23 protein-coding genes are annotated in these 17,984 nt (G+C 69.8%); 12 read left to right on the plus strand and 11 right to left on the minus strand.

What is annotated here, in order from left to right; all coding sequences use genetic code 11:
* Positions 1-21 precede the first annotated feature (21 nt).
* The 3 genes from AC4D2O_RS10030 (at position 22) to AC4D2O_RS10040 (ending at position 1,246) form a co-directional block, all read left to right on the plus strand.
* Positions 22-546, plus strand: coding sequence for an ArsR/SmtB family transcription factor (locus tag AC4D2O_RS10030; protein WP_490906865.1), 525 nt, complete (start codon positions 22-24; stop codon positions 544-546).
* A 203-nt stretch (positions 547-749) separates the two neighbouring features.
* Positions 750-962 (plus strand): helix-turn-helix domain-containing protein, encoded by a 213-nt coding sequence (locus AC4D2O_RS10035; RefSeq protein ID WP_490906867.1) that lies wholly within the window; start codon positions 750-752, stop codon positions 960-962.
* A gap of 185 nt (positions 963-1,147) precedes the next feature.
* Positions 1,148-1,246, plus strand: coding sequence for a 30S ribosomal protein bS22 (locus tag AC4D2O_RS10040; protein ID WP_003792170.1), 99 nt, complete (start codon positions 1,148-1,150; stop codon positions 1,244-1,246).
* A gap of 148 nt (positions 1,247-1,394) precedes the next feature.
* Here the strand turns inward: AC4D2O_RS10040 and AC4D2O_RS10045 are convergent, their stop codons facing one another.
* Positions 1,395-2,207: an HAD family hydrolase gene (locus AC4D2O_RS10045; RefSeq protein ID WP_490906868.1), complete on the minus strand. Its 813-nt coding sequence runs from the start codon at positions 2,205-2,207 to the stop codon at positions 1,395-1,397.
* Positions 2,208-2,297: 90 nt separating this feature from the next.
* Here AC4D2O_RS10045 and AC4D2O_RS10050 point away from each other — a divergent pair, with 90 nt between their 5' ends.
* The gene (locus tag AC4D2O_RS10050; RefSeq protein WP_490907492.1) at positions 2,298-2,552 is read left to right on the plus strand and encodes a glutaredoxin family protein; all 255 of its coding nucleotides are present in this window, start codon (positions 2,298-2,300) and stop codon (positions 2,550-2,552) included.
* A 135-nt stretch (positions 2,553-2,687) separates the two neighbouring features.
* On the plus strand, positions 2,688-3,395 hold the full coding sequence (locus tag AC4D2O_RS10055) for a redox-sensing transcriptional repressor Rex (protein ID WP_490906869.1): 708 nt from the start codon (positions 2,688-2,690) through the stop codon (positions 3,393-3,395).
* 40 nt (positions 3,396-3,435) lie between these two features.
* On the opposite strand, the gene AC4D2O_RS10060 is transcribed toward AC4D2O_RS10055, so the two are convergent.
* Positions 3,436-4,149 (minus strand): hypothetical protein, encoded by a 714-nt coding sequence (locus AC4D2O_RS10060; RefSeq protein WP_490906872.1) that lies wholly within the window; start codon positions 4,147-4,149, stop codon positions 3,436-3,438.
* Between the two features lie 257 nt (positions 4,150-4,406).
* The gene (locus AC4D2O_RS10065; protein ID WP_490906875.1) at positions 4,407-4,964 is read right to left on the minus strand and encodes a YceI family protein; all 558 of its coding nucleotides are present in this window, start codon (positions 4,962-4,964) and stop codon (positions 4,407-4,409) included.
* A gap of 177 nt (positions 4,965-5,141) precedes the next feature.
* Here AC4D2O_RS10065 and AC4D2O_RS10070 point away from each other — a divergent pair, with 177 nt between their 5' ends.
* From AC4D2O_RS10070 to ccsB, 5 genes are all read left to right on the plus strand, one after another.
* Positions 5,142-5,816 carry a histidine phosphatase family protein gene (locus AC4D2O_RS10070; protein ID WP_490906876.1) on the plus strand — a complete coding sequence of 225 codons (675 nt, stop codon included), beginning with the start codon at positions 5,142-5,144 and terminating at the stop codon, positions 5,814-5,816.
* 39 nt (positions 5,817-5,855) lie between these two features.
* A complete protein-coding gene (locus AC4D2O_RS10075) occupies positions 5,856-6,476 on the plus strand; it encodes a TlpA family protein disulfide reductase (protein WP_490906877.1) in 621 nt (206 codons plus the stop codon).
* A 114-nt stretch (positions 6,477-6,590) separates the two neighbouring features.
* Positions 6,591-7,307 (plus strand): cytochrome c biogenesis CcdA family protein, encoded by a 717-nt coding sequence (locus tag AC4D2O_RS10080; RefSeq protein WP_490907493.1) that lies wholly within the window; start codon positions 6,591-6,593, stop codon positions 7,305-7,307.
* A gap of 52 nt (positions 7,308-7,359) precedes the next feature.
* Complete coding sequence (resB, locus tag AC4D2O_RS10085) at positions 7,360-9,078, plus strand: cytochrome c biogenesis protein ResB (protein ID WP_490906879.1); 1,719 nt, start codon at positions 7,360-7,362, stop codon at positions 9,076-9,078.
* Positions 9,078-10,112 (plus strand): c-type cytochrome biogenesis protein CcsB, encoded by a 1,035-nt coding sequence (gene ccsB, locus AC4D2O_RS10090; protein ID WP_490906880.1) that lies wholly within the window; start codon positions 9,078-9,080, stop codon positions 10,110-10,112. The genes resB and ccsB overlap by 1 nt, the downstream gene beginning before the upstream one ends.
* 302 nt (positions 10,113-10,414) lie before the next feature.
* On the opposite strand, the gene AC4D2O_RS10095 is transcribed toward ccsB, so the two are convergent.
* Complete coding sequence (locus AC4D2O_RS10095; RefSeq protein WP_490906881.1) at positions 10,415-10,876, minus strand: PLD nuclease N-terminal domain-containing protein; 462 nt, start codon at positions 10,874-10,876, stop codon at positions 10,415-10,417.
* Between the two features lie 30 nt (positions 10,877-10,906).
* Here AC4D2O_RS10095 and AC4D2O_RS10100 point away from each other — a divergent pair, with 30 nt between their 5' ends.
* A complete protein-coding gene (locus AC4D2O_RS10100) occupies positions 10,907-11,212 on the plus strand; it encodes a DUF4229 domain-containing protein (RefSeq protein WP_490906883.1) in 306 nt (101 codons plus the stop codon).
* A gap of 19 nt (positions 11,213-11,231) precedes the next feature.
* Here the strand turns inward: AC4D2O_RS10100 and AC4D2O_RS10105 are convergent, their stop codons facing one another.
* From AC4D2O_RS10105 to AC4D2O_RS10125, 5 genes are read right to left on the minus strand one after another with little or no spacing between them, the layout of a single operon-like run.
* Entirely contained in the window at positions 11,232-12,116 is an 885-nt protein-coding gene (locus tag AC4D2O_RS10105) for a 1,4-dihydroxy-2-naphthoate polyprenyltransferase (protein ID WP_490906885.1), read from the minus strand.
* A gap of 50 nt (positions 12,117-12,166) precedes the next feature.
* Positions 12,167-13,297: an AMP-binding protein gene (locus tag AC4D2O_RS10110; RefSeq protein WP_490906886.1), complete on the minus strand. Its 1,131-nt coding sequence runs from the start codon at positions 13,295-13,297 to the stop codon at positions 12,167-12,169.
* 7 nt (positions 13,298-13,304) lie between these two features.
* Positions 13,305-14,258, minus strand: coding sequence for a 1,4-dihydroxy-2-naphthoyl-CoA synthase (locus AC4D2O_RS10115; RefSeq protein WP_490906888.1), 954 nt, complete (start codon positions 14,256-14,258; stop codon positions 13,305-13,307).
* Between the two features lie 58 nt (positions 14,259-14,316).
* The gene (locus AC4D2O_RS10120; protein ID WP_490906889.1) at positions 14,317-14,637 is read right to left on the minus strand and encodes a VOC family protein; all 321 of its coding nucleotides are present in this window, start codon (positions 14,635-14,637) and stop codon (positions 14,317-14,319) included.
* 58 nt (positions 14,638-14,695) lie between these two features.
* The gene (locus AC4D2O_RS10125; RefSeq protein WP_490906890.1) at positions 14,696-15,445 is read right to left on the minus strand and encodes a DUF4386 domain-containing protein; all 750 of its coding nucleotides are present in this window, start codon (positions 15,443-15,445) and stop codon (positions 14,696-14,698) included.
* A gap of 106 nt (positions 15,446-15,551) precedes the next feature.
* On the opposite strand from AC4D2O_RS10125, the gene AC4D2O_RS10130 reads away from it, so the two are divergent.
* Complete coding sequence (locus AC4D2O_RS10130; RefSeq protein ID WP_490906892.1) at positions 15,552-16,232, plus strand: TetR/AcrR family transcriptional regulator C-terminal domain-containing protein; 681 nt, start codon at positions 15,552-15,554, stop codon at positions 16,230-16,232.
* Positions 16,233-16,352: 120 nt separating this feature from the next.
* Here the strand turns inward: AC4D2O_RS10130 and AC4D2O_RS10135 are convergent, their stop codons facing one another.
* Positions 16,353-17,231, minus strand: coding sequence for an SGNH/GDSL hydrolase family protein (locus tag AC4D2O_RS10135; protein WP_490906893.1), 879 nt, complete (start codon positions 17,229-17,231; stop codon positions 16,353-16,355).
* Positions 17,228-17,659, minus strand: a complete 432-nt coding sequence (locus AC4D2O_RS10140) for a PaaI family thioesterase (RefSeq protein ID WP_490906894.1) — start codon at positions 17,657-17,659, stop codon at positions 17,228-17,230. Before AC4D2O_RS10140 ends, AC4D2O_RS10135 begins: the two co-directional genes overlap by 4 nt.
* Positions 17,660-17,984 lie beyond the last annotated feature (325 nt).

Here is a 17,984-nt window from a genome sequence, read left to right on the forward strand (position 1 = left end):
ATATATCGCTAGGGTGGGCGAATGGGAATCGATGATGTATTCGCCGTCATCGCCGAAGGCACACGCCGGCAGATCCTGCGGCAGCTGCGCGACGGCGACATGGCGGTGGGCGAGCTCGTGGTCGAACTGCAGGTGAGCCAGCCGACGGTGTCCAAGCACCTGAAGGTCCTGCGGGAAGCAGGGCTCGTCACCATGCGGGCCCAGGGCCAGAAGCGCTACTACTCGCTGGAGACCGCACCGCTCGGCCACGTCCGGGAATGGCTCGCGGGCTTCGACCAGGAGGGTTCCCCGGACGGCCTGCCCGCTGATCCCGGCGCGCAGCACGAACGTCCCGGTCCGCTGCCCGGAGCCCTCGCGGAGACGATCGCCGCCGCCGACCCCGAGCCGGCCGACGCCGGGGTGCTGGCTGCGGCGGTCCTCGCAGGACCGGGGCCCACGGAGGTGGACATCCCGCGCCCCCAGATCGGCAGGACCATGGGCCGGGCGGCCGAGCGGGCAGCCGACCTGCTCTCACAGCTGCGCCGTCGTCGCGATCCGTCCTCCTAGGATCGTCCCGGAGCCCGGGGGTGTCGGCGCCGCAGAGGTCGACGAAGAGCTTCCACATCCGTCACTCCAGCCGCTACAGTGATTCCCTAGACGGATAATCCTTTTGCTACAAGGCGACACGCCGAGCGGGGTCGCCCCGGGGTAAGCTTCTCGATGCCGGTCTCAGGTGGAGAGTGGGCCCCATGCAAAGGAAAAGTGGTGCGATGGCAGACGGGAATTCCTTCTCGGATGTGCAGTTCCTGACGGTCGCGGAGGTGGCCGATCTCATGCGCGTGTCGAAGATGACCGTGTACAGGCTCGTCCATGCAGGAGACCTGCCGGCCGTGCAGTTCGGCCGCTCCTACCGTGTCCCCGAGTCCGCCGTCGGGAACTTCCTGCGCGGCGCCCAGGTGGACGGGCAGTCCGAGAGCGCCTGAGTTCGGGCCGTCCGGCCTGTTCTCCAAACGGATGTAGGCTGTTAAGGAGCGTTTTGGGTGGGCTTTCGGCCCGCCCGACTTCATCAGGGCAGCTGCCACCAGGCACGTGCCTTCCGCCACCAGTGCTGGCTCATCGGCTTCAGGCCGCGGTCCGCGCTGGCACCACGACAGTCTGTGAGGACTCTATGGGTTCAGTAATCAAGAAGCGCCGCAAGCGTATGGCGAAGAAGAAGCACCGCAAACTGCTTCGCAAGACGCGTCACCAGCGCCGCAACAAGAAGTAGCCAGCCGCCCGGCCCAGAGCCGGTGCGTGCCGACCGGCCCGGACCCCCGCCCATGTGGCAGGGGCCCGGGCCGTCGTCGTTCCCGGGCCGTCGCCGTTCCTGAGGCAGGACGCGGGAGCAGGACGTGCCCCGCGACGGCGGGACGTGGTCAGCGGCTCCGGAAACGTGAGAAGCCGCGCCACAGTCCGTAGACGGACCCGGCGACGGTGGCCGCACGCAGGCCGAACGTGGCGGCGCGGCGGCCGCTGCGGAAGTCGTACACCGGCCAGTTGTTCGCGCGGGCATGGCGGCGCAGCCTGCTGTCCGGGTTGATGGCGACGGGGTGGCCGACGACGCTCAGCAGCGGGATGTCGTTGAAGGAGTCGCTGTACCCCCAGCACCGTGCGAGGTCGAGGTTCTCGCGTTCCGCGAGGAGCAGGACCGCTGCCGCCTTGGCCGGGCCGTGCAGGAATTCGCCGACCAGTTTGCCCGTGTAGAGGCCGTCGGCTACTTCCCCCACCGTCCCGAGGGCGCCGGTCAGGCCCAGCCGGCTGGAGATGACGCCCGCCACCTCCACGGGTGTCCCCGTCACGAGCCAGACCTGCCGGCCGGAGGAGAGGTGCTGTTCGGCCAGGGCGCGGGCGCCCGGCCAGATCTTGGACGCGATCATCTCGTCGTAGACCTCCTCGCCGAGCGCCAGGATGTCCTCGTGGGCGATGCCGATGGCGAAGGCGAGGGCGGCATCCCGCACCGAGTTCACATCGGTCATGGTCTCGCCGCGCATGATGAAGCGGAGCTGCTTCCAGGCCAGGCCCGCGGCGAACCGCAGGGTGAAGGCCTTCCGCTGGTACATCTTCCGGGCTACATGGAAGAGGCTCGCGCCCCGCATCATGGTGTTGTCGACGTCGAAGAACGCCGCTTCCCCCCTGAGGGGTGCCGGGTGCTCTGGGAGGGGCTTCGTGGCCCGGGCGGCGTCCGGCATGTTCGTAGTGTAGTTCTTCCCTTGCCTGCCCTCTCTCCGACCCTCTCCGCGGCGCGGCAGTACGGTGGGAGGATGGAAACGCCAGCCGAGATGCCGGGCCCCGGTGTCGTGCTCCTCACCCGCCCCGAGTGCCACCTGTGCGAGGACGCGCGGGAGGTGGTGGCGCGGGTGACGGCCGACGTCGGGCTGGGCTGGCGGGAACTCTCCGTGGTCGAGGCACCCGCGCTCGGGGCGCGCTTCGCCGAGGAACTGCCGGTCCTGTTCATCGACGGCGTGCAGCGTGATTTCTGGTCGATCGACGAGGCCAGGCTCCGCCGGCTGCTGTCCCCGTCGCCGGGTGCCTGAGCCCGTCCGCGGGGGTTCCGACCGCCGGCTTGGTGACCCCGCACGCGCGGCATACAGTGGGGGTACTTCCGCCCCCGACGAGGTGCCGGAGGGCCCGCCCGCCCACCGCGGACGGTGGCGCTAGCAACGGAGCCGATGACAGTGACACCACCGGACATGCCAGGCCTCCACCCCGTGGGGGACGGGGCCCGCCACATCCCGCCCGCCTCCGTTGCCCGCCTCACCATCTACCTGCGGGCCCTCAACGCGCTGCTCGCCGAGGGCACCGAACGCGTGTCGTCGGAGGAGTTGGCGGACGCGGCCGGAGTGAACTCGCCCATGCTGCGCAAGGACCTCTCCTACCTGGGCTCGTACGGCACCCGGGGGGTCGGCTACGACGTGCAGGTCCTCAATCGCCAGATCTCCCTCGCCCTCGGCCTCACTCTCGACTGGCGGGTGGCCATCATCGGGGCCGGTAATCTCGGCCGTGCGCTCGCCGGGTACTCCGGCTTCGTGTCACGGGGCTTCGAGATCGTGGCGCTCTTCGACGCCGACCAGCTCGTGGTGGGGGCGGAGGTCGGCTACCTCCGAGTCAATGCAGTCGACGACCTCGAGACGGTGCTGGAGAGGACGCGCACCAACATGGCGGTGCTCTCCGTGCCCGGAGCGGTCGCTCAGGAGCTGTGCGACAGGCTCGTCGCAGCGGGCATCTCGAGCATCCTCAGCTTCGCGCCCGTGGTCCTGCAGGTGCCGCCGCACGTGCAGTTGCGCAAGGTGGACATGGCCACGGAACTGCAGATCCTGGCCTATCACGCGCAGAGGGCGCAGGAGCCGGACCTCGGTCCGATCTCCCGCGCCCAGTGATCATGCTGCTGCGGAACCGCCGCGGCATGTCCCTACCCGCTCAGTAACCCAATTTCTGCGGCACGAAGTAGGGCCGCGCGGGCTTCAGCCACGTCATCACGACACCGGCGACGCCGAGGAGCATCACGACGACACTCAGGGCCGTCGCGAGCCCGGAGGTGGGCGGGATGGTCTGGCCGCTCGACGCGGCCGCCTCGCTCGCGAGCGGCAGGAGCACCAGGGTCGAGGCGACCGCCAGGACGTCGAGTGCCGCCAGTACGGTGGCGGTGATGCGTGCCCAGTTCTGGCCGCGCCGGATGAAGATGGCCAGGACCACGTAGATGGCCGTGAAGACGACGGCGAACACCAGGCCGAACGCCACACCCACGGAAGCGCCGGGGAGGCCTGTCGTCTCCGTCGTCAGCGAGGTGATGACGGACGAGACGAGGTACAGGGCGCCGGCGGCCAGGATGAGGTAGTAGGCCCTCATGACCTCCTTGGGGGCTGGGCCCTTGTCCGCCTGCTGAGGCAGCGCACCGCCGCCGGGATAGGCGTAGGGCTGGGCCGCCTGGTAGCCGGACTGGCCCTGGCCCTGCTGGCCGTACTGCCCTGGCTGGCCGTACTGGCCCTGCTGGCCGTCCCGCTGGCCGTACTGGCCCTGCTGCCCCTGCTGGCCGTACTGGCCCGCCGGCGTCTGGCTGCCGCTCGTTCCGGGCGGGTTCCAGGCCGGCCCGTCGCCCTGCCCGGTCCCTGGGTTGTCCTGTGGCGTGCTCATCTCGGCGTCCTCCGTTGCGCTGCGGTGCGGTCATCCGTGCGCCGGTGCCCCCATTGGACGTACCCGACGCGGATGTGGTCACTGCAAGGGTAGTTCGTCGGTTGCCGGCCGGAACAGGGCCCAACGGCAACAGCCGGCGCCGTCACGGGGACAGCGCCGGCTGGAGCGGGCAGCCCGAGGGCCGCGGAGAATCAGCTGGGTGAATCAGCTGGGTGAATCAGCTGGGTGAATCGGACCGGTGGATCGGACCGGGTGGATCAGACCGTCGCGACGGCGGGGGCCACGAAGGCTGCCTCGATGGTGATGGTCACCTTGTCGCCCACAAGCACTCCGCCGGCCTCGAGGGCTGCGTTCCAGGTGAGGCCGAAGTCCTTGCGGGAGATGCTCGTGGAAGCGGAGACGCCCGCGCGGGTGGCGCCGAAGGGGTCCACGGCCACGCCGTTGAACTCGGCGTCGAGCACCACGGACTTGGTGATGCCGCGGATGGTCAGGTCGCCGTGGATGCGGTAGGTCTCGCCCGAGCCTTCGTGGGAGGTGGAGACGAAGGTCATCTCGGGGAACTCCTCGACGTCGAAGAAGTCGGCGCCCTTGACGTGACCGTCGCGGTTGGCGTCACCCGAGGTGAAGGAGGCGGTGCGGACGGTCGCGGAGATGCTGGAGTCCTCGAGCGAGGATCCCACGGTGAGGGAGGCGTCGACGTCGCCGAAGGACCCGCGCACCTTGCTGATGCCGGCGTGGCGGACGCTGAACCCGACCTCGCTGTGCGCGGGGTCGAAGGACCAGGTGCCTGCGGTGAGGCTGGAGGGAACGGTCATGATGAACTCCTGAAGGTGGGCCGGACGATGTGTACGCCAAGGATAAGCATGCGTATGCATGATTTATTCCATGGATGGGTCAAATGTTCAACAAACCGCGCCGCACCGCGGGTCGAGGCACGGGTTCGCCGGTTCCCCGATTCGCCCTAGTGCGCGCGCATGCGGGAAACTGGAGGAATGCAGCGATCAACCGTCCACCTGGTGCGCCACGGTGAGGTCTACAACCCCGAGGGCGTCCTGTACGGCCGACTCCCCGAATTCCACCTCTCCGACCTCGGCCGTCGGATGGCCGCGCAGATGGCCGGCCACTTCGAGGAACGGCGTCGCGCCGGGGCCAACATCGTGCACCTCGTGGCCTCCCCGCTCGTCCGCGCGCAGGAGACGGCGCAGCCGGTGGCGGAATCGCTCGGCCTCGACATCACCACCGATCCGCGCATCATCGAGGCGGAGAACCGGTTCGAAGGGATGTCACGGATCAAGAGCCGCCTCCGCCAGCCGCGCTACTGGCCGCTGCTCGTCAACCCCTTCCGGCCGTCGTGGGGCGAGCCCTACGCCCTGCAGGCCGAGCGCGTGCTCGCCGGCGTGCAGGACGCGCGCCGCCGCGCCGTCGAACTTGCCGGCGACACCTCGGACCGCCCTGCCGAAGTCATCATGGTCAGCCACCAGCTCCCCATCTGGGTCACACGGCTCGCCGCGGAGCGCCGCCGGCTGTGGCACGACCCGCGGCAGCGCGAGTGCACCCTCACCTCGATCACGTCGATCGACTTCGTGGGCGACACCATCGAGCGGGTGCGCTACGCCGAGCCCTGCGCCGACCTGCTGCCCGGTGCGGCGAATGTCCCCGGCGCGTAATAGAATTACTACACGTCGTAGAAATCAACGGAAGATGCCGTGACTTCAAGCATTCGCTCCACGAAGCGTCGTCGCCTGCTCACGCTGGGGATGGCCCTGGCCTTCACCGTGCCCGTCTCGCTCGCGGTGACGTCGTGTGCGGCCGAGGACCCGCTCGCGCAGCAGGCGGCCGCGGGCGACGGCAAGAACTACATCGCCGGTGACGGTTCCGTCACCGAGTACGCCGAATCGGACCGGGGCGAGCCCGTCGAGGTCAAGGGTGCCCTGTTCGACGGCACGTCCGTCTCCAGCGAGGAGTGGGACGGCCAGGTGACCGTCCTCAACTTCTGGTACGCCTCCTGTGCCCCCTGTCGCGAGGAGGCGCCGGACCTGGTGTCGCTTCACGACGAGTTCGGCCCGCAGGGTGCCGCTTTCTACGGCGTGAACATCCGCGACGAGCGCGCGACGGCCGAAGCCTTCGAACGCAGCTTCGGCATCCCCTACGGCAGCTTCGACGACAAGGACGGCAGGGTGCTGCTCGACATGACGCAGTACGTGCCGCCGCAGGCCGTTCCCACGACGATCGTCCTCGACCGCGAGGGGCGGGTCTCCGCCCGGATCCTCGGGCTCGCGGACCGCAGCACGCTCAAGGCCCTGATCGCCGATGCCCTCGCCGAGTAGCGCGCCCGTCGCGCCGTGCCGATGAATCCCCCGACCATCCTGTCGGCGGGCCTGCCGGCGTCCGTCCCGCTCGCCGCGGGGAACGGCTTCGCCGACGCCGTCCTCAACGGTTCCATGCTGCTCGCCCTGCCGGTGGCCCTGCTGGCAGGCCTCGTCTCCTTCGCCTCACCCTGCGTCCTGCCGCTGGTGCCCGGGTACCTCGGGTACGTCACGGGACTGACCGGGGTGGACCTCGAGAAGCAGAGGAGGGGGCGGATGGTCGCGGGGATCGGGCTGTTCGTCCTCGGTTTCTCCGTGGTCTTCATGGCCTACGGCACGCTGTTCGGTCAGCTCGGCGCCTTCCTGCGCGTCTCCCAGGGGTGGCTCATCCAGGTGTTCGGCGTCGTCGTGATCCTCCTGGGGATCGTCTTCATGGGCGGCCTCTCCTGGTTCCAGCGCGAGAGCCGCGTGCACGCCAGGGTGCCTGCCGGCCTGCTGGGGGCACCCCTGCTCGGTGTCACCTTCGGCCTCGGCTGGGCGCCGTGCATCGGGCCCACCCTCGGCGCCGTTCAGCTGCTCGCCATCTCCGGCGACGATGCCACGGCACTCAAGGGCGCCGTGCTCACGTTCGTCTACTGCATGGGGCTCGGGCTGCCGTTCGTGCTGATCGCGCTCGGGGTGCGCCGCGGCATGGGTGCGCTCGCGTTCTTCCGGAGGCACCGGCTGCTCCTGCAGCGGGCCGGGGGTGGGATGCTCGTGCTCGTCGGCGTCCTCATGGTGAGCGGCGTCTGGAACCTGCTCATCACGCAGCTGCAGGATCTGCTGATCGGGAACGTGGTCCTGCCGATATGACACGCAGCACCGCATCACGCCACGAGGGCTCGCGACCGATGGAAAGGGCACAGTGAAGCAGGACGTCTCGCAGGACACGAAGGACAGGGCGGGCGCCGGGCGCGCCGGGTCCGACGTCGTCCTGCCCTCGCTCGGGTTCCTCGGCACCCTGCGGTGGGCATGGACACAGCTGACGAGCATGCGGACCGCACTGTTCCTGCTCCTGCTTCTCGCCGTCGCGGCCGTGCCCGGTTCGCTGTTCCCGCAGCGGCCCGCGAACCCCGCCGTCGTCACGCAGTACCTCCAGGACAACCCCGATACCGGGCCCGTCCTCGACTGGTTCCAGCTCTTCGACGTCTACTCGTCGGTCTGGTTCTCCGCGATCTACCTCCTGCTGTTCGTGTCGCTCATCGGCTGCGTGATCCCGCGTGCCATCGCCCACTTCAGGGCCGTCCGTTCGAAGCCCCCGCGGACGCCCAAGCGGCTCTCGCGCCTGCCCGTCTACGGCACGCTCGAGGTGCCCGCTCACCGCGCCCGGGACGCACGGCTCACCCCCGCCGCCGCCGCCGAGCAGACCGCCGCACTCCTGAAGAAGCGCGGATACCGCGTGGACGTGCGCGACGCCGTGACGGAGCGTCCGTCCGTCGGCGCCGAACGCGGCCTCGCCAAGGAGCTCGGCAACCTCGTGTTCCACACCTCCCTGATCGGCGTGCTGGTCTCGGTGGCCGTCGGCGGGCTCTTCGGCTACAACGGGCAGAAGGTCCTCGTCGAGGGCGACAGCTTCGTCAACACCCTGATCGGCTACGACAGCTTCAGCCCCGGCTCGAACTTCTCCGACGACCGGCTCACGCCCTACTCCCTCCGCCTCGACTCCTTCGACGTCCGCTTCGACCGCGAGCAGGAGAGCCACTACGGCCAGCCGCTCGACTTCACCGCCGCCGTCACCACGCAGGACGGCCCCGGCGAGGACGAGGAGCAGCAGGTCCTCAAGGTCAACGCACCGCTCACCATCGGCGGCACGAACGTGTACCTCGTGGGTAACGGCTATGCGCCCGTCGTGACCGTCCGCGACGGCGAGGGCAACGTCGCGTCGCAGGGTCCCGTCGTCTCGGTCCCCTCCGACGCCCTCTACACCTCCCTGTTCGTCCTCAAGGCGCCGGACGCCAAGCCGGACCAGCTCGGCTTCGTGGGCTTCTTCCTCCCCACGGCGTTCGTCGACGAGGAGGGCGTGTCCTTCTCACGGGACCCGGACCCCTTCAATCCGCAGCTCAACCTCAACTCCTACTACGGGGACCTGGGGCTCGACGACGGCACCCCGGAGAACGTGTACGTCCTCGACACGGAGAACCTGACCGAGCTCAACAGCCGGAACAACGACGACGGCGGCATCGTGCTCGGCGTCGGCCAGACCTACGACCTGCCCGAGGGCAAGGGATCGGTCACGTTCGACGGGCTCAAGCGCTACATCGCCCTGGACATCCACCACGACCCGGGTCAGGTGGGAGCCCTCGTGTTCTCGACGCTGGCCCTGCTCGGGCTGACGGCCTCCCTGTTCATCGGGCGCCGCAGGCTGTGGGTACGGACCGGGGAGCATCCGGACGGACGCATCATGCTGGAATACGGACTGCTGGCCCGCGGCGAGGACCCCCGGCTCCTCGCCGAGGGCAGGGCGGTCGAGAAACTGCTGGCGGACCACTGGTTGGTCCCGTCCGCACCCGCGGGGGACCATAGGGAGCAGGGGGCCGCGCAGCCGGCAGCCGGCTCTGTGCACCACGACGCAAAGGACATCTGATGCCACAACCAGTCAATGCCGAGCTCGGGCAGGTCAGTGAGCTCTTCATGCTCCTGGCCTCCATCGCCTACGTGGTGGCCCTGGTCTTCTTCGTGCTCGACCTCGTGAAGTCGAGCTCCACCATCGGGGCGCTCGAGTCGCGCCTCGCCGGCGAGAAGGCCGCTCCGGCCCGTGCCCTCGCCGGGGTCGGTGTGCGCGGGGCAGGGTCGTCGACGGCGGCCGTCCCCACCGCACCGGCGACGGCCGACGACTCCATGGACTACGGTTCCGGCCCCCGGCGCGGACTGGCCCGCGTGGCCGTCTCGCTGACCGTCCTGGCCGCGGTGATCCACGGCGCCGCCGTCATCACGCGTGGCATCGCGGCGCACCGGGTGCCGTGGGGCAACATGTACGAGTTCTGCACCACCGGTGCGTTCCTCGTCGCGCTCATCTTCCTCATCGCGCTCACGCGCAAGGACCTCCGATTCGTGGGCTCCTTCGTGGTGGGGCTCGTGGTCATCATGCTGTGCGCCGCCACCGTCGGGTTCCCGACGCCCGTCGCCCGCCTGATCCCGGCCCTGCAGAGCTACTGGCTGATCGTGCACGTCTCCATCGCGGTGGCGTCCTCGGCGCTCTTCACCATCACGTTCTCCATGTCGGTGCTGCAGCTCCTGCAGACCTCGCGCGAGGCCAAGCTCCTCGCCGGCAAGGCCGACACCGCCCGGTTCCTGCGCCTCGTGCCGTCCGCCCTGAGCCTGGAGAACCTGTCCTACCGCCTCAACGCCGTCGCGTTCGTCGGCTGGACCTTCACCCTGATGGCGGGCGCCATCTGGGCCGAGCAGGCCTGGGGCCGGTACTGGGGCTGGGACACCAAGGAGGTCTGGACCTTCGTGATCTGGACGGTCTACGCCGGGTACCTGCACGCCCGCGCGACGCGTGGCTGGACGGGCACGCGTGCGGCGTGGCTGTCGATCGTCGGGTACCTCTGCATCGTCTTCAACTTCACGATCGTGAACATCTACTTCTCGGGACTGCACAGCTACTCCGGCGTCTGATCGGGCGCCTTCCACGAGAGCCCCGCAGCATCCGCTGCGGGGCTCTCGTGTGTCCGGGACATGTGCTCGCCGCTCACGGAGCCCGGCGGCGCTGGGAGCCGGAACCGCGCCGCCCACCGAGCGGCGCGGTCCAGCAGTCCGGGACCTCACCGCTCACGGAGCCGGGCGGCACACTCTGCAGGAACGACGATGCCCACCGAGCGGGCGGCTCGGTGGGCATGATCATCGCGGAGGGGCGCTCATGAGGGGCGCTCATGAGGGGCGGTCCTGAGGGGCGGTTCTGATGGGACGGGTACTTCCCGTCAGGGGTGGCGGGCTCCTGCGGAACCGGACCCGGCGTCGTCGTTGCCCTCGCCGTCGTGCTTGTCCTCACGGGCGGGGGAGTCCTTGCCGGTCTCGCGCGCCTTCGCGTCGCGCGCTTTCGCGTCGCGTTCCTTCTGCTCCTGCTCGCGCCGGCGCCTCTCCTCCTCGCGGGCCCGCTGCCAGCGCTGGGTCTCGAGGTTCTGGAGGAACGCGGGATCGTCGTCCGGGGCGGTGGGCTGGCGCGGCGAGGGGCGTCGCGGCCCGGACGGCCCCTGCTTGCGGGGGCGACCGAACAGGAACCACATACCGGCGCCGATGATCGGCAGCAGGAGGATGGTGAGGAACCAGGCGGTCTTCGAGATGCTCCGCACTTCGTGTTTTCGGCTCATGACGCAATCGATCAGGGCATAGATGATGACGGCGACTGCCAGGATCGCGGCGAAGAGGAGGAGGCGGGGCATGCGCCAATTGTAGGCGAGTAAACTTGGAGCGTGGCCTTCCTCAAATTCACAGCACTGCGCCTGCTCCTGATCGTCGTCTTCTACGTGGCGTGCGTACTGCTGGGCCTCGGATTGTTCCTCTCCGCGGTGGTCGCCGCGGTCCTCGCCTGGTGCGTGACCTACCTCTTCGCACGGAACCTGCGCGACGCTGCCGCGGCCACGCTGCAGCGCCGGCTCACCCCGGGCGCCCCGCCCGTGCGGACGGCCGTGGAGGTCGACGACGCCGCCGCCGAGGATGCACTGGACCCCAACACCCCGGTCAACGCGGACCGCAAGCCCCGCGGCAACACGGCCTGATACGGACGCTGCGGCCCGGCTAGGCGAGGGCCGTCGTGACCACGATCCCGGCGGCGAAGAGGACGCTGAACGCCAGGTTGATCAGGCCGGTCTGCTTCAGGACGGGGATGAGGCTCTTGCGCTTCTTGCCCTTGAGCATGAGCCAGCTCGGCATCAGGCAGGCCGGCACGAGCAGCAGGACGAGCAGCACCCACGGGTAGTCGTAGCTGAGGAACAGCGGCAGCAGGACGGCGGCGGCGAGCATCATCACGTAGCTGATCCGAGCGGGGGTGTCCCCGAGCCGCACCGCGAGGGTCCGCTTGCCCACCGCGCTGTCCGTCGGGATGTCGCGCACGTTGTTGGCCATGAGCAGGGCCATCGCGATCAGGCCCGTGCTGACCGCACCGATCCACGCCGCCGCGCTCAGCCGGTCGGCCTGGGTGAAGGTGGTGCCCAGTGTTGCGACGAGCCCGAAGAACACGAAGACGAACAGGTCGCCCAGGCCCAGGTACCCGTACGGGTTCTTGCCTCCGGTGTAGCCCCACGCGGCGGCGACGCAGCCCACGCCCACGAGCAGCAGCACCCACGCCTGCGACAGCAGGATCAGTGCGAGGCCCGCGAGGACGGCGAGACCGAAGCAGGCGAACGCCGCGTTCCTCACCTGCCGGGGCCGGGCCACCCCGGATCCGGTGAGGCGCAGCGGACCCACGCGCTCGTCGTCCGTTCCGCGGATACCGTCCGAGTAGTCATTGGCGTAGTTCACGCCCACCTGCAGCAGGACCGAGACGATCGCCGCGAGCACCGCGTTGAGCGGTTTGAACGAGCCCAGCCCGAACGCGGCCGCGCTCCCGATGATCACGGGGGCGAGGGCCATGGGCAGGGTGCGGGGGCGGGCTCCTTCAAGCCACTGTGCGGCAGTCGCCACGGGGAGGTCCTTGTCGTCGGGTCGAGCGGGAAGCGGGATGCCTGGAACGCCTAGGCGCGTTCGAGGAGCATGGAGATGGCACGGCGGTCGGGCTTGCCGCCCGGCAGCAGGGGCAGGGCGTCGAGGGAGACGATGGCTTTGGGGACGGCGTGCGCTCCCAGTTCGACGTGGACGGCCTGCTGGATGACCTCGGCGGCGACGTCACCCACCACCGCCGCAGCCACGGCTGTGCCCCATTCCTCACTGGAGATGCCGAGCACCAGAGCCTGCTCCACCCCGGCCAGTGCCTCGATGACGTCGGAGACCCTCGTCGCGGACACCTTCAGGCCGCCCGTGATGATGACGTCATCGAGGCGCCCGTGCACGGTGACCGACCCGTCGGGTGCCACCTCGCCGGCGTCGTCGGTGACGAACCAGCGCTCACCGGAGTTGAAGACGAACTTCTCCCCGGAGAGGTCCGGTGCGCCGAAGTAGCCCTCGGCCAGCACGGGTCCGCCGATCCGCAGGCGGCCGCCCACCGAGCGGAGTTCCACGCCGTCGAGGGGCGTGCCGTCGTAGACGCAGCCACCGCAGGTCTCGCTCATGCCGTACGTCTCGACGACCTTCAGGCCGTGGCTGCGGGCGAGGGAGCGCAGCGACGCCCCGGCCGGAGCTCCGCCGAGGAGTATCCCGTCGAACCGGCGCAGGACGCGGAGGGTCTCCGGCGACGGATCGGCCAGCAGCCGGTGGAGCTGTGTCGGGACCAGCGAGGTGAACCGGACCCGGTCGGTCAGTTCTCCCGCGGCACTGGTGAAGGCCTCCGGCGTGAAGCCCGCGGTCGTGTCCATGACCCACGGCTGCGTACCGGCGAACAGGGACCGCACGAGCACCTGGAAGCCGGCGACGTAGTGTACGGGGAGCGTCAGCAGCCACTGCCCCTCGGCCTTGAGCGCGAAGGCGGTACCCATGGCGGACGCGGCCAGGGCGTCGACGCTGAGCATCGTCTGCTTCGGCACGCCCGTGGAACCGGACGTGCTGATCACCGCTGCGATCTCGTCGTTCGGCAGTGTGCCGTCGAAAGTCTGGTCCGGCCGAACATGGGGTGCGACCGCGGGGCCCTCGCCCGCGAGGGCCGCGGCGAGGGGTTTCAGCAGCCCGAGGGGGTCGAAGCCATCAGGGGTGTGGACGGGCAGGAGTTCCACGCCGCTCCTAGAAGTAGTAGGGGAACGGGGACCAGTCAGGGGCCCGCTTCTCGAGGAACGCCTCCTTGCCCTCCACCGCCTCGTCCGTCATGTATGCCATGCGGGTAGCCTCGCCCGCGAACACCTGCTGACCCGCCAGGCCGTCGTCGGGGAGGTTGAAGGCGAACTTGAGCATGCGGATGGCCTGCGGGCTCTGGCGGGCGATGTCCGCGGCATATGCGAGCGCGGTCTCCTCGAGGACCGCGTGGTCCACGGCCTCGTTCACCGCGCCCATCTCCACCATGTCCTGTGCGGAATACTCGCGGGCCAGGAAGAAGATCTCCCGCGCCTTCTTCTGGCCGATCTGCCGGGCCAGGAGGGCTGAGCCGTAGCCGGCGTCGAAGCTGCCCACGGTGGCGTCCGTCTGCTTGAACCGGCCGTGCTGCGCGGAGGCGACGGTCAGGTCCGCGACCACGTGGAGGCTGTGCCCGCCTCCGGCCGCCCAGCCGTTGACGACGGCGATGACGACCTTGGGCATGGTGCGGATGAGCCGCTGGACCTCGAGGATGTGGAGGCGGCCGGCGCGCGCCGGGTCGATGGTCTCGGTCGTCTCGCCCCCGGCGTACCGGTAGCCGTCGCGGCCTCGGATGCGCTGGTCCCCGCCGGAGCAGAAGGAGTGGCCGCCGTCGCGGGGGCTCGGGCCGTTGCCGGTGAGCAGGACGGTGGCGACGTCGGGAGACATGCGGGCGTGGTCGAGCGCCCGGTAGAGCTCGTCGACGGTGCCCGGGCGGAACGCGTTGCGTACCTCGGGTCGGTCGAAGGCGATGCGCACGGTGGGGAGGTCGCGGACCACGGCGCCTGCGGCGTCGCGTTCCACCGCCCGGTGGTACGTCAGGTCCGTGAAGTCCTCGAATCCCGTCACGACCCGCCAGCGGGTCGGGTCGAAGATGTCGGATACCTTGGCGGGAAGCTCTGAAGTCACCCGTCGAGTCTAGCCGCGCGGCAGCCGGCGGCGGCTCGGGTGGCTCCAGTGGCCGTGGTCACGCGATGCAGAACTCGTTGCCCTCCGGGTCGAGCATGACGTGCCACGTGAGGGGGCCCTGTGAGTGCCGCTCCACGTAGCGGGCGCCCCTCGCCTCGAGCAGTGCACGCTGTTCGTCCCGGTCCGAGCCGGCGAGGTCGATGTCGATATGCATGCGGTTCTTCACGGTCTTCGGTTCAGGGACCGGCTGGAAGAGCATGCGCTCGCGGCCCGGTCGCCCCACGTCGTCCGCACGGCAGATCGCCGTGCCGTCCTTCCAGACACGCCTGCCGTGGCGTTCGATCACGTCCGACGCACGGGCGTGTCCCTCGGCGATCATCCTGTCGAGGAATGCCTCGTCGGCAGTCAGGGTGCTCCCGAGGCGCCTGCGGGTACCGTCACGGAGCGAGGTGCGATGCCGTTGCCGTTCCGGCGGCACCCTCGACGCCCTTGGCGCCCTCGATGCCCTCGGGGCCCTTCCGCCGGAACCCCACGAACGCGAGGTAGATCCCGAGCGATGCCTCCCACGCGATCTCCGGGAGTGTGGCCAACCCGGACCAGACCGACGTCTGTTCGTAGGCGCCGAAGAGCACGGCGATCCCGGAGGCCGACATGAGGGGCCCTCCGATGAGGCCCAGCAGCGCCATTCGACGGGGCACGAGGCCCGACCGGTACAGGAGGAACCCGAGCAGCAGACCGTTCCCGATCCCGACGACGAAGCCGGGGCCGAGGAGGAACGTCCAGTCATGGAGAGCAACGAGGGCGCGGGCCACGGGCAGGTAGGACTCGGTGTCCCCGCCGTCCCCCTGGACTGCGGACCGGCGGAGGGTGACGACGGTCAGCATGCCGAGCATTCCGACGACGATGAGGGCGCACTCCATGATCCGCGCGGCGACGTAGCCGAGGGCCGCCGCCTCGTGGTGGCGCCGGAGCACGGGGAAGAGGACGATCGCCGTGCCGATGTTCGTGATGACCAGCACGATCTCGCACACGACGCCGAGGAGGATACGGACGTCCGCCCCCGGTCCGCCGACGTAACCGGGGTCGGTGAGCACCGGCGCGTAGAGCACGGCACCCGCGATCGCCGAGATGAACGTGAGGAGGAAGAAGATCCCGGCTATGCGGGCAGCCCTGTCGTCGGATGTCATGATGCTCCTGTCGGCTTGATGTGTACGTTGTACACCTTGGGGATGACCGTAGGTGTATCACGTACACTTTGTCAACGGTCCAGTCCATATCAGGGAAGGAGCAGCCGTGGCCCAGCAGGAGGAGCCCGGGCGGCGTCGCCTCAACCGGCAGGTTGTGCTGCGCGCAGGCATCGAGCTCGCCGACGACGTGGGGATCGACGGCTTCACGATGCGCACGCTCGCTCAGGGCCTCGGAGTGGTCCCCATGGCGCTCTACAAGCACGTCGCGAACAAGCAGGACCTGCTCGACGGGATGGTGGACATCGTCTGGGGCGAGGTGACCGAGCCGGGTGCCGAACGGGGCTGGAAGCGGGCCATGCGTGAGCGCGCCGTCTCCCTGCGCGCCGCGCTCACCCGCCATCGCTGGGCCATCGGCCTGATGGAGGCCCACGGCCCTCCAGGGCCGGAGAACCTGCGGCAGCACAACGCGATGATGGGGTGCCTGCGCGAGAGCGGTTTCTCCTTCCGGTCCACCGTCCACGTCACCTCCGCCCTGGACGCCTACGTCTACGGCTTCGCCCTGCAGCAGAAGACGCTGTCGTTCGAGACGCCGGAGGAGTCCGCCGAGGTGGCTGCCGCGACACGGGAGGGGCAGGCCTCCGAGGCCGCGGAGCTGTACCCCTACCTGATGGAGGTGGTCGTCGAACTGGCGCGGTCCGGCTACGACTACGACGAGGAGTTCGCCGTAGGGCTGGACGTGCTTCTGGACGGGATCGATGCGCTGCGGGAGTCGTGGCGCGCGGTCTGAGTCCGCGTCGATGCGTCGGTGGCCCCGCTGGCCGAGGTCACGTGATGCAGAACTCGTTGCCCTCCGGGTCGAGCATGGCGCACCACGTGAGGAGCCCCGTAAGCGCCGCTCGCGGCCCTGTCACCGGGGTGCCTGGCACCGGAGCCGGTCGAGGTCCACGGTGCCGCGCACCGCGGAGTAGTACCCGTCCCGGTAGCCCTCGGCCGTGGGGTGCAGGTTGTCGATCGCGTCGGCCCGGAGCGTGATCCACGGCGAGGGGGAGCCGAGGCCGTGACCTTCGAAGGCCGGCACGAGATCGACGAACACGAAGCCGGCGGCCTCGGCGCGCTCCCGGATCGCGGCGTTGAGTTCGTCCGTGCCGGCGTTGAACGCCTCCTGCGAGGCCAGGGGGATGACCTCGTTGCCGAACGCCGGGGAGAAGAGGTGCGGGTACCCGGTGACGAGGACTGTGGCATCCGGTGCCGCGGCGCGGATGTCTCCGTAGAGCGTGTCCAGAGCTCCTGCCAGCACGGGGAGCGACGTCGTGTTCCGCGCGGCGATCACCTCCGAGCAGACCGCCGGAGGCTGCGAGGCGCACACCGCTGCCACCTCACCGAAGCCTGCGTCGTTCCCGCCGGCCGAGATGCTCACCAGGTCGGTGTCGGCGGACAGGGCGCCGGCGGCGACGACCTGCGCGACCTGCTCCGGCAGGTCGCGAGGACCGCCGGCATCGCCCGGGTCCGCGACCCTCGCGCCGGCGCACGTGGCATCCGCGATCAGGTCCACCTGTTCCCTGTCGTCGAGCAGGCCGGGCAGGCCGAGCGGGGACCGGCCGCAGTCGTCGGAGTAGGACCCGGCACCGAATCCGGAGGCATAGGAGTCGCCGAGCGCCACGTAGGACAGCGCGTCCCGCGGCGGTGCTGCGGCGGGGCCGGCGGCACCACCGAGCATCGGGGTCGCGCCGAGGGCGACGACGGCGAGGAGGGCTGCGCGGAACCCGGATGGCCAGTGCCTGCTCATCCCTCCACGCTACCGGCCGGGATGGGCCTGTCGAGGAGCAGATTGGTGATGCGGAGGGTGCAGAGGCGCTGCCCCGCCTCGTTGGTGAGCAGCACCTCGTGGGTGGTCAGGGTGCGGCCCAGGTGGATGGGCGTCGCCGTGATGGTCACCGTGCCCTCGCGGGCACCCCTGTGGTGTGTCGCGGAGACATCCACTCCGACGGCGGTCTTCCCGAGCGTCGAGGCGTGGATCACGGCTGCCCACGAACCGACGGCCTCGCCGACCGCCAGGGAGGCGCCACCATGGAGGAGGCCGAAGGACTGGCGGTTGCCGGTCACCGGCATGGTGGCCACCACGCGCTCGACCGACTGCTCCACGATCCGGACGCCCATCTTCTCGTCGAGTTCCCCGAGAACGATGGTCCAGGGGGAGGAGGGTTCATGCGTCATCGGAACTGGTTCTCCTGGCTCGGGAAGCGGGGCATGCGCCACTCTAGCGGCGTGCCGGGAGCGGCGGAGAGCGCGAATCGGATAACGATCCGATCACGCGACGAGGTAGGCGCGGCCCCTGACCTGCGACGATGCAGGTTCCATCAAGAATCCGTCAGCCGTGGAAGCGCTCCCACTTGACAGTGCCGTGCGTCACAGTCAGGATGGTCCGACAGCGTGAGAGCGCTCCCACCGGGTCTGATCTCCCGGTCGGATCCCGGTCTCGGTCTGCAGTACCCACTCGCACCGGCGGTGGGTTCCGGGTGCTCCCGGAAACCACCCCCTC

It is taken from the genome of Arthrobacter sp. TJ-238 (assembly GCF_058269215.1).

Excerpts from the sequence above, each read along its gene's own strand:
- AC4D2O_RS10060 (WP_490906872.1), bottom strand. The coding sequence starts at position 4,149 with ATGAGCACGCCACAGGACAACCCAGGGACCGGGCAGGGCGACGGGCCG.
- AC4D2O_RS10080 (WP_490907493.1), top strand. The coding sequence starts at position 6,591 with ATGCTGCTCGCCCTGCCGGTGGCCCTGCTGGCAGGCCTCGTCTCCTTC.
- AC4D2O_RS10055 (WP_490906869.1), top strand. The coding sequence starts at position 2,688 with ATGACAGTGACACCACCGGACATGCCAGGCCTCCACCCCGTGGGGGAC.
- ccsB (WP_490906880.1), top strand. The coding sequence starts at position 9,078 with ATGCCACAACCAGTCAATGCCGAGCTCGGGCAGGTCAGTGAGCTCTTC.
- AC4D2O_RS10120 (WP_490906889.1), bottom strand. The coding sequence starts at position 14,637 with ATGATCGCCGAGGGACACGCCCGTGCGTCGGACGTGATCGAACGCCAC.
- AC4D2O_RS10035 (WP_490906867.1), top strand. The coding sequence starts at position 750 with ATGGCAGACGGGAATTCCTTCTCGGATGTGCAGTTCCTGACGGTCGCG.
- AC4D2O_RS10045 (WP_490906868.1), bottom strand. The coding sequence starts at position 2,207 with ATGCCGGACGCCGCCCGGGCCACGAAGCCCCTCCCAGAGCACCCGGCA.
- AC4D2O_RS10125 (WP_490906890.1), bottom strand. The coding sequence starts at position 15,445 with ATGACATCCGACGACAGGGCTGCCCGCATAGCCGGGATCTTCTTCCTC.
- AC4D2O_RS10095 (WP_490906881.1), bottom strand. The coding sequence starts at position 10,876 with ATGCCCCGCCTCCTCCTCTTCGCCGCGATCCTGGCAGTCGCCGTCATC.
- AC4D2O_RS10135 (WP_490906893.1), bottom strand. The coding sequence starts at position 17,231 with ATGAGCAGGCACTGGCCATCCGGGTTCCGCGCAGCCCTCCTCGCCGTC.
- AC4D2O_RS10030 (WP_490906865.1), top strand. The coding sequence starts at position 22 with ATGGGAATCGATGATGTATTCGCCGTCATCGCCGAAGGCACACGCCGG.
- AC4D2O_RS10070 (WP_490906876.1), top strand. The coding sequence starts at position 5,142 with ATGCAGCGATCAACCGTCCACCTGGTGCGCCACGGTGAGGTCTACAAC.
- AC4D2O_RS10065 (WP_490906875.1), bottom strand. The coding sequence starts at position 4,964 with ATGACCGTTCCCTCCAGCCTCACCGCAGGCACCTGGTCCTTCGACCCC.
- AC4D2O_RS10040 (WP_003792170.1), top strand. The coding sequence starts at position 1,148 with ATGGGTTCAGTAATCAAGAAGCGCCGCAAGCGTATGGCGAAGAAGAAG.
- AC4D2O_RS10050 (WP_490907492.1), top strand. The coding sequence starts at position 2,298 with ATGCCGGGCCCCGGTGTCGTGCTCCTCACCCGCCCCGAGTGCCACCTG.
- AC4D2O_RS10140 (WP_490906894.1), bottom strand. The coding sequence starts at position 17,659 with ATGACGCATGAACCCTCCTCCCCCTGGACCATCGTTCTCGGGGAACTC.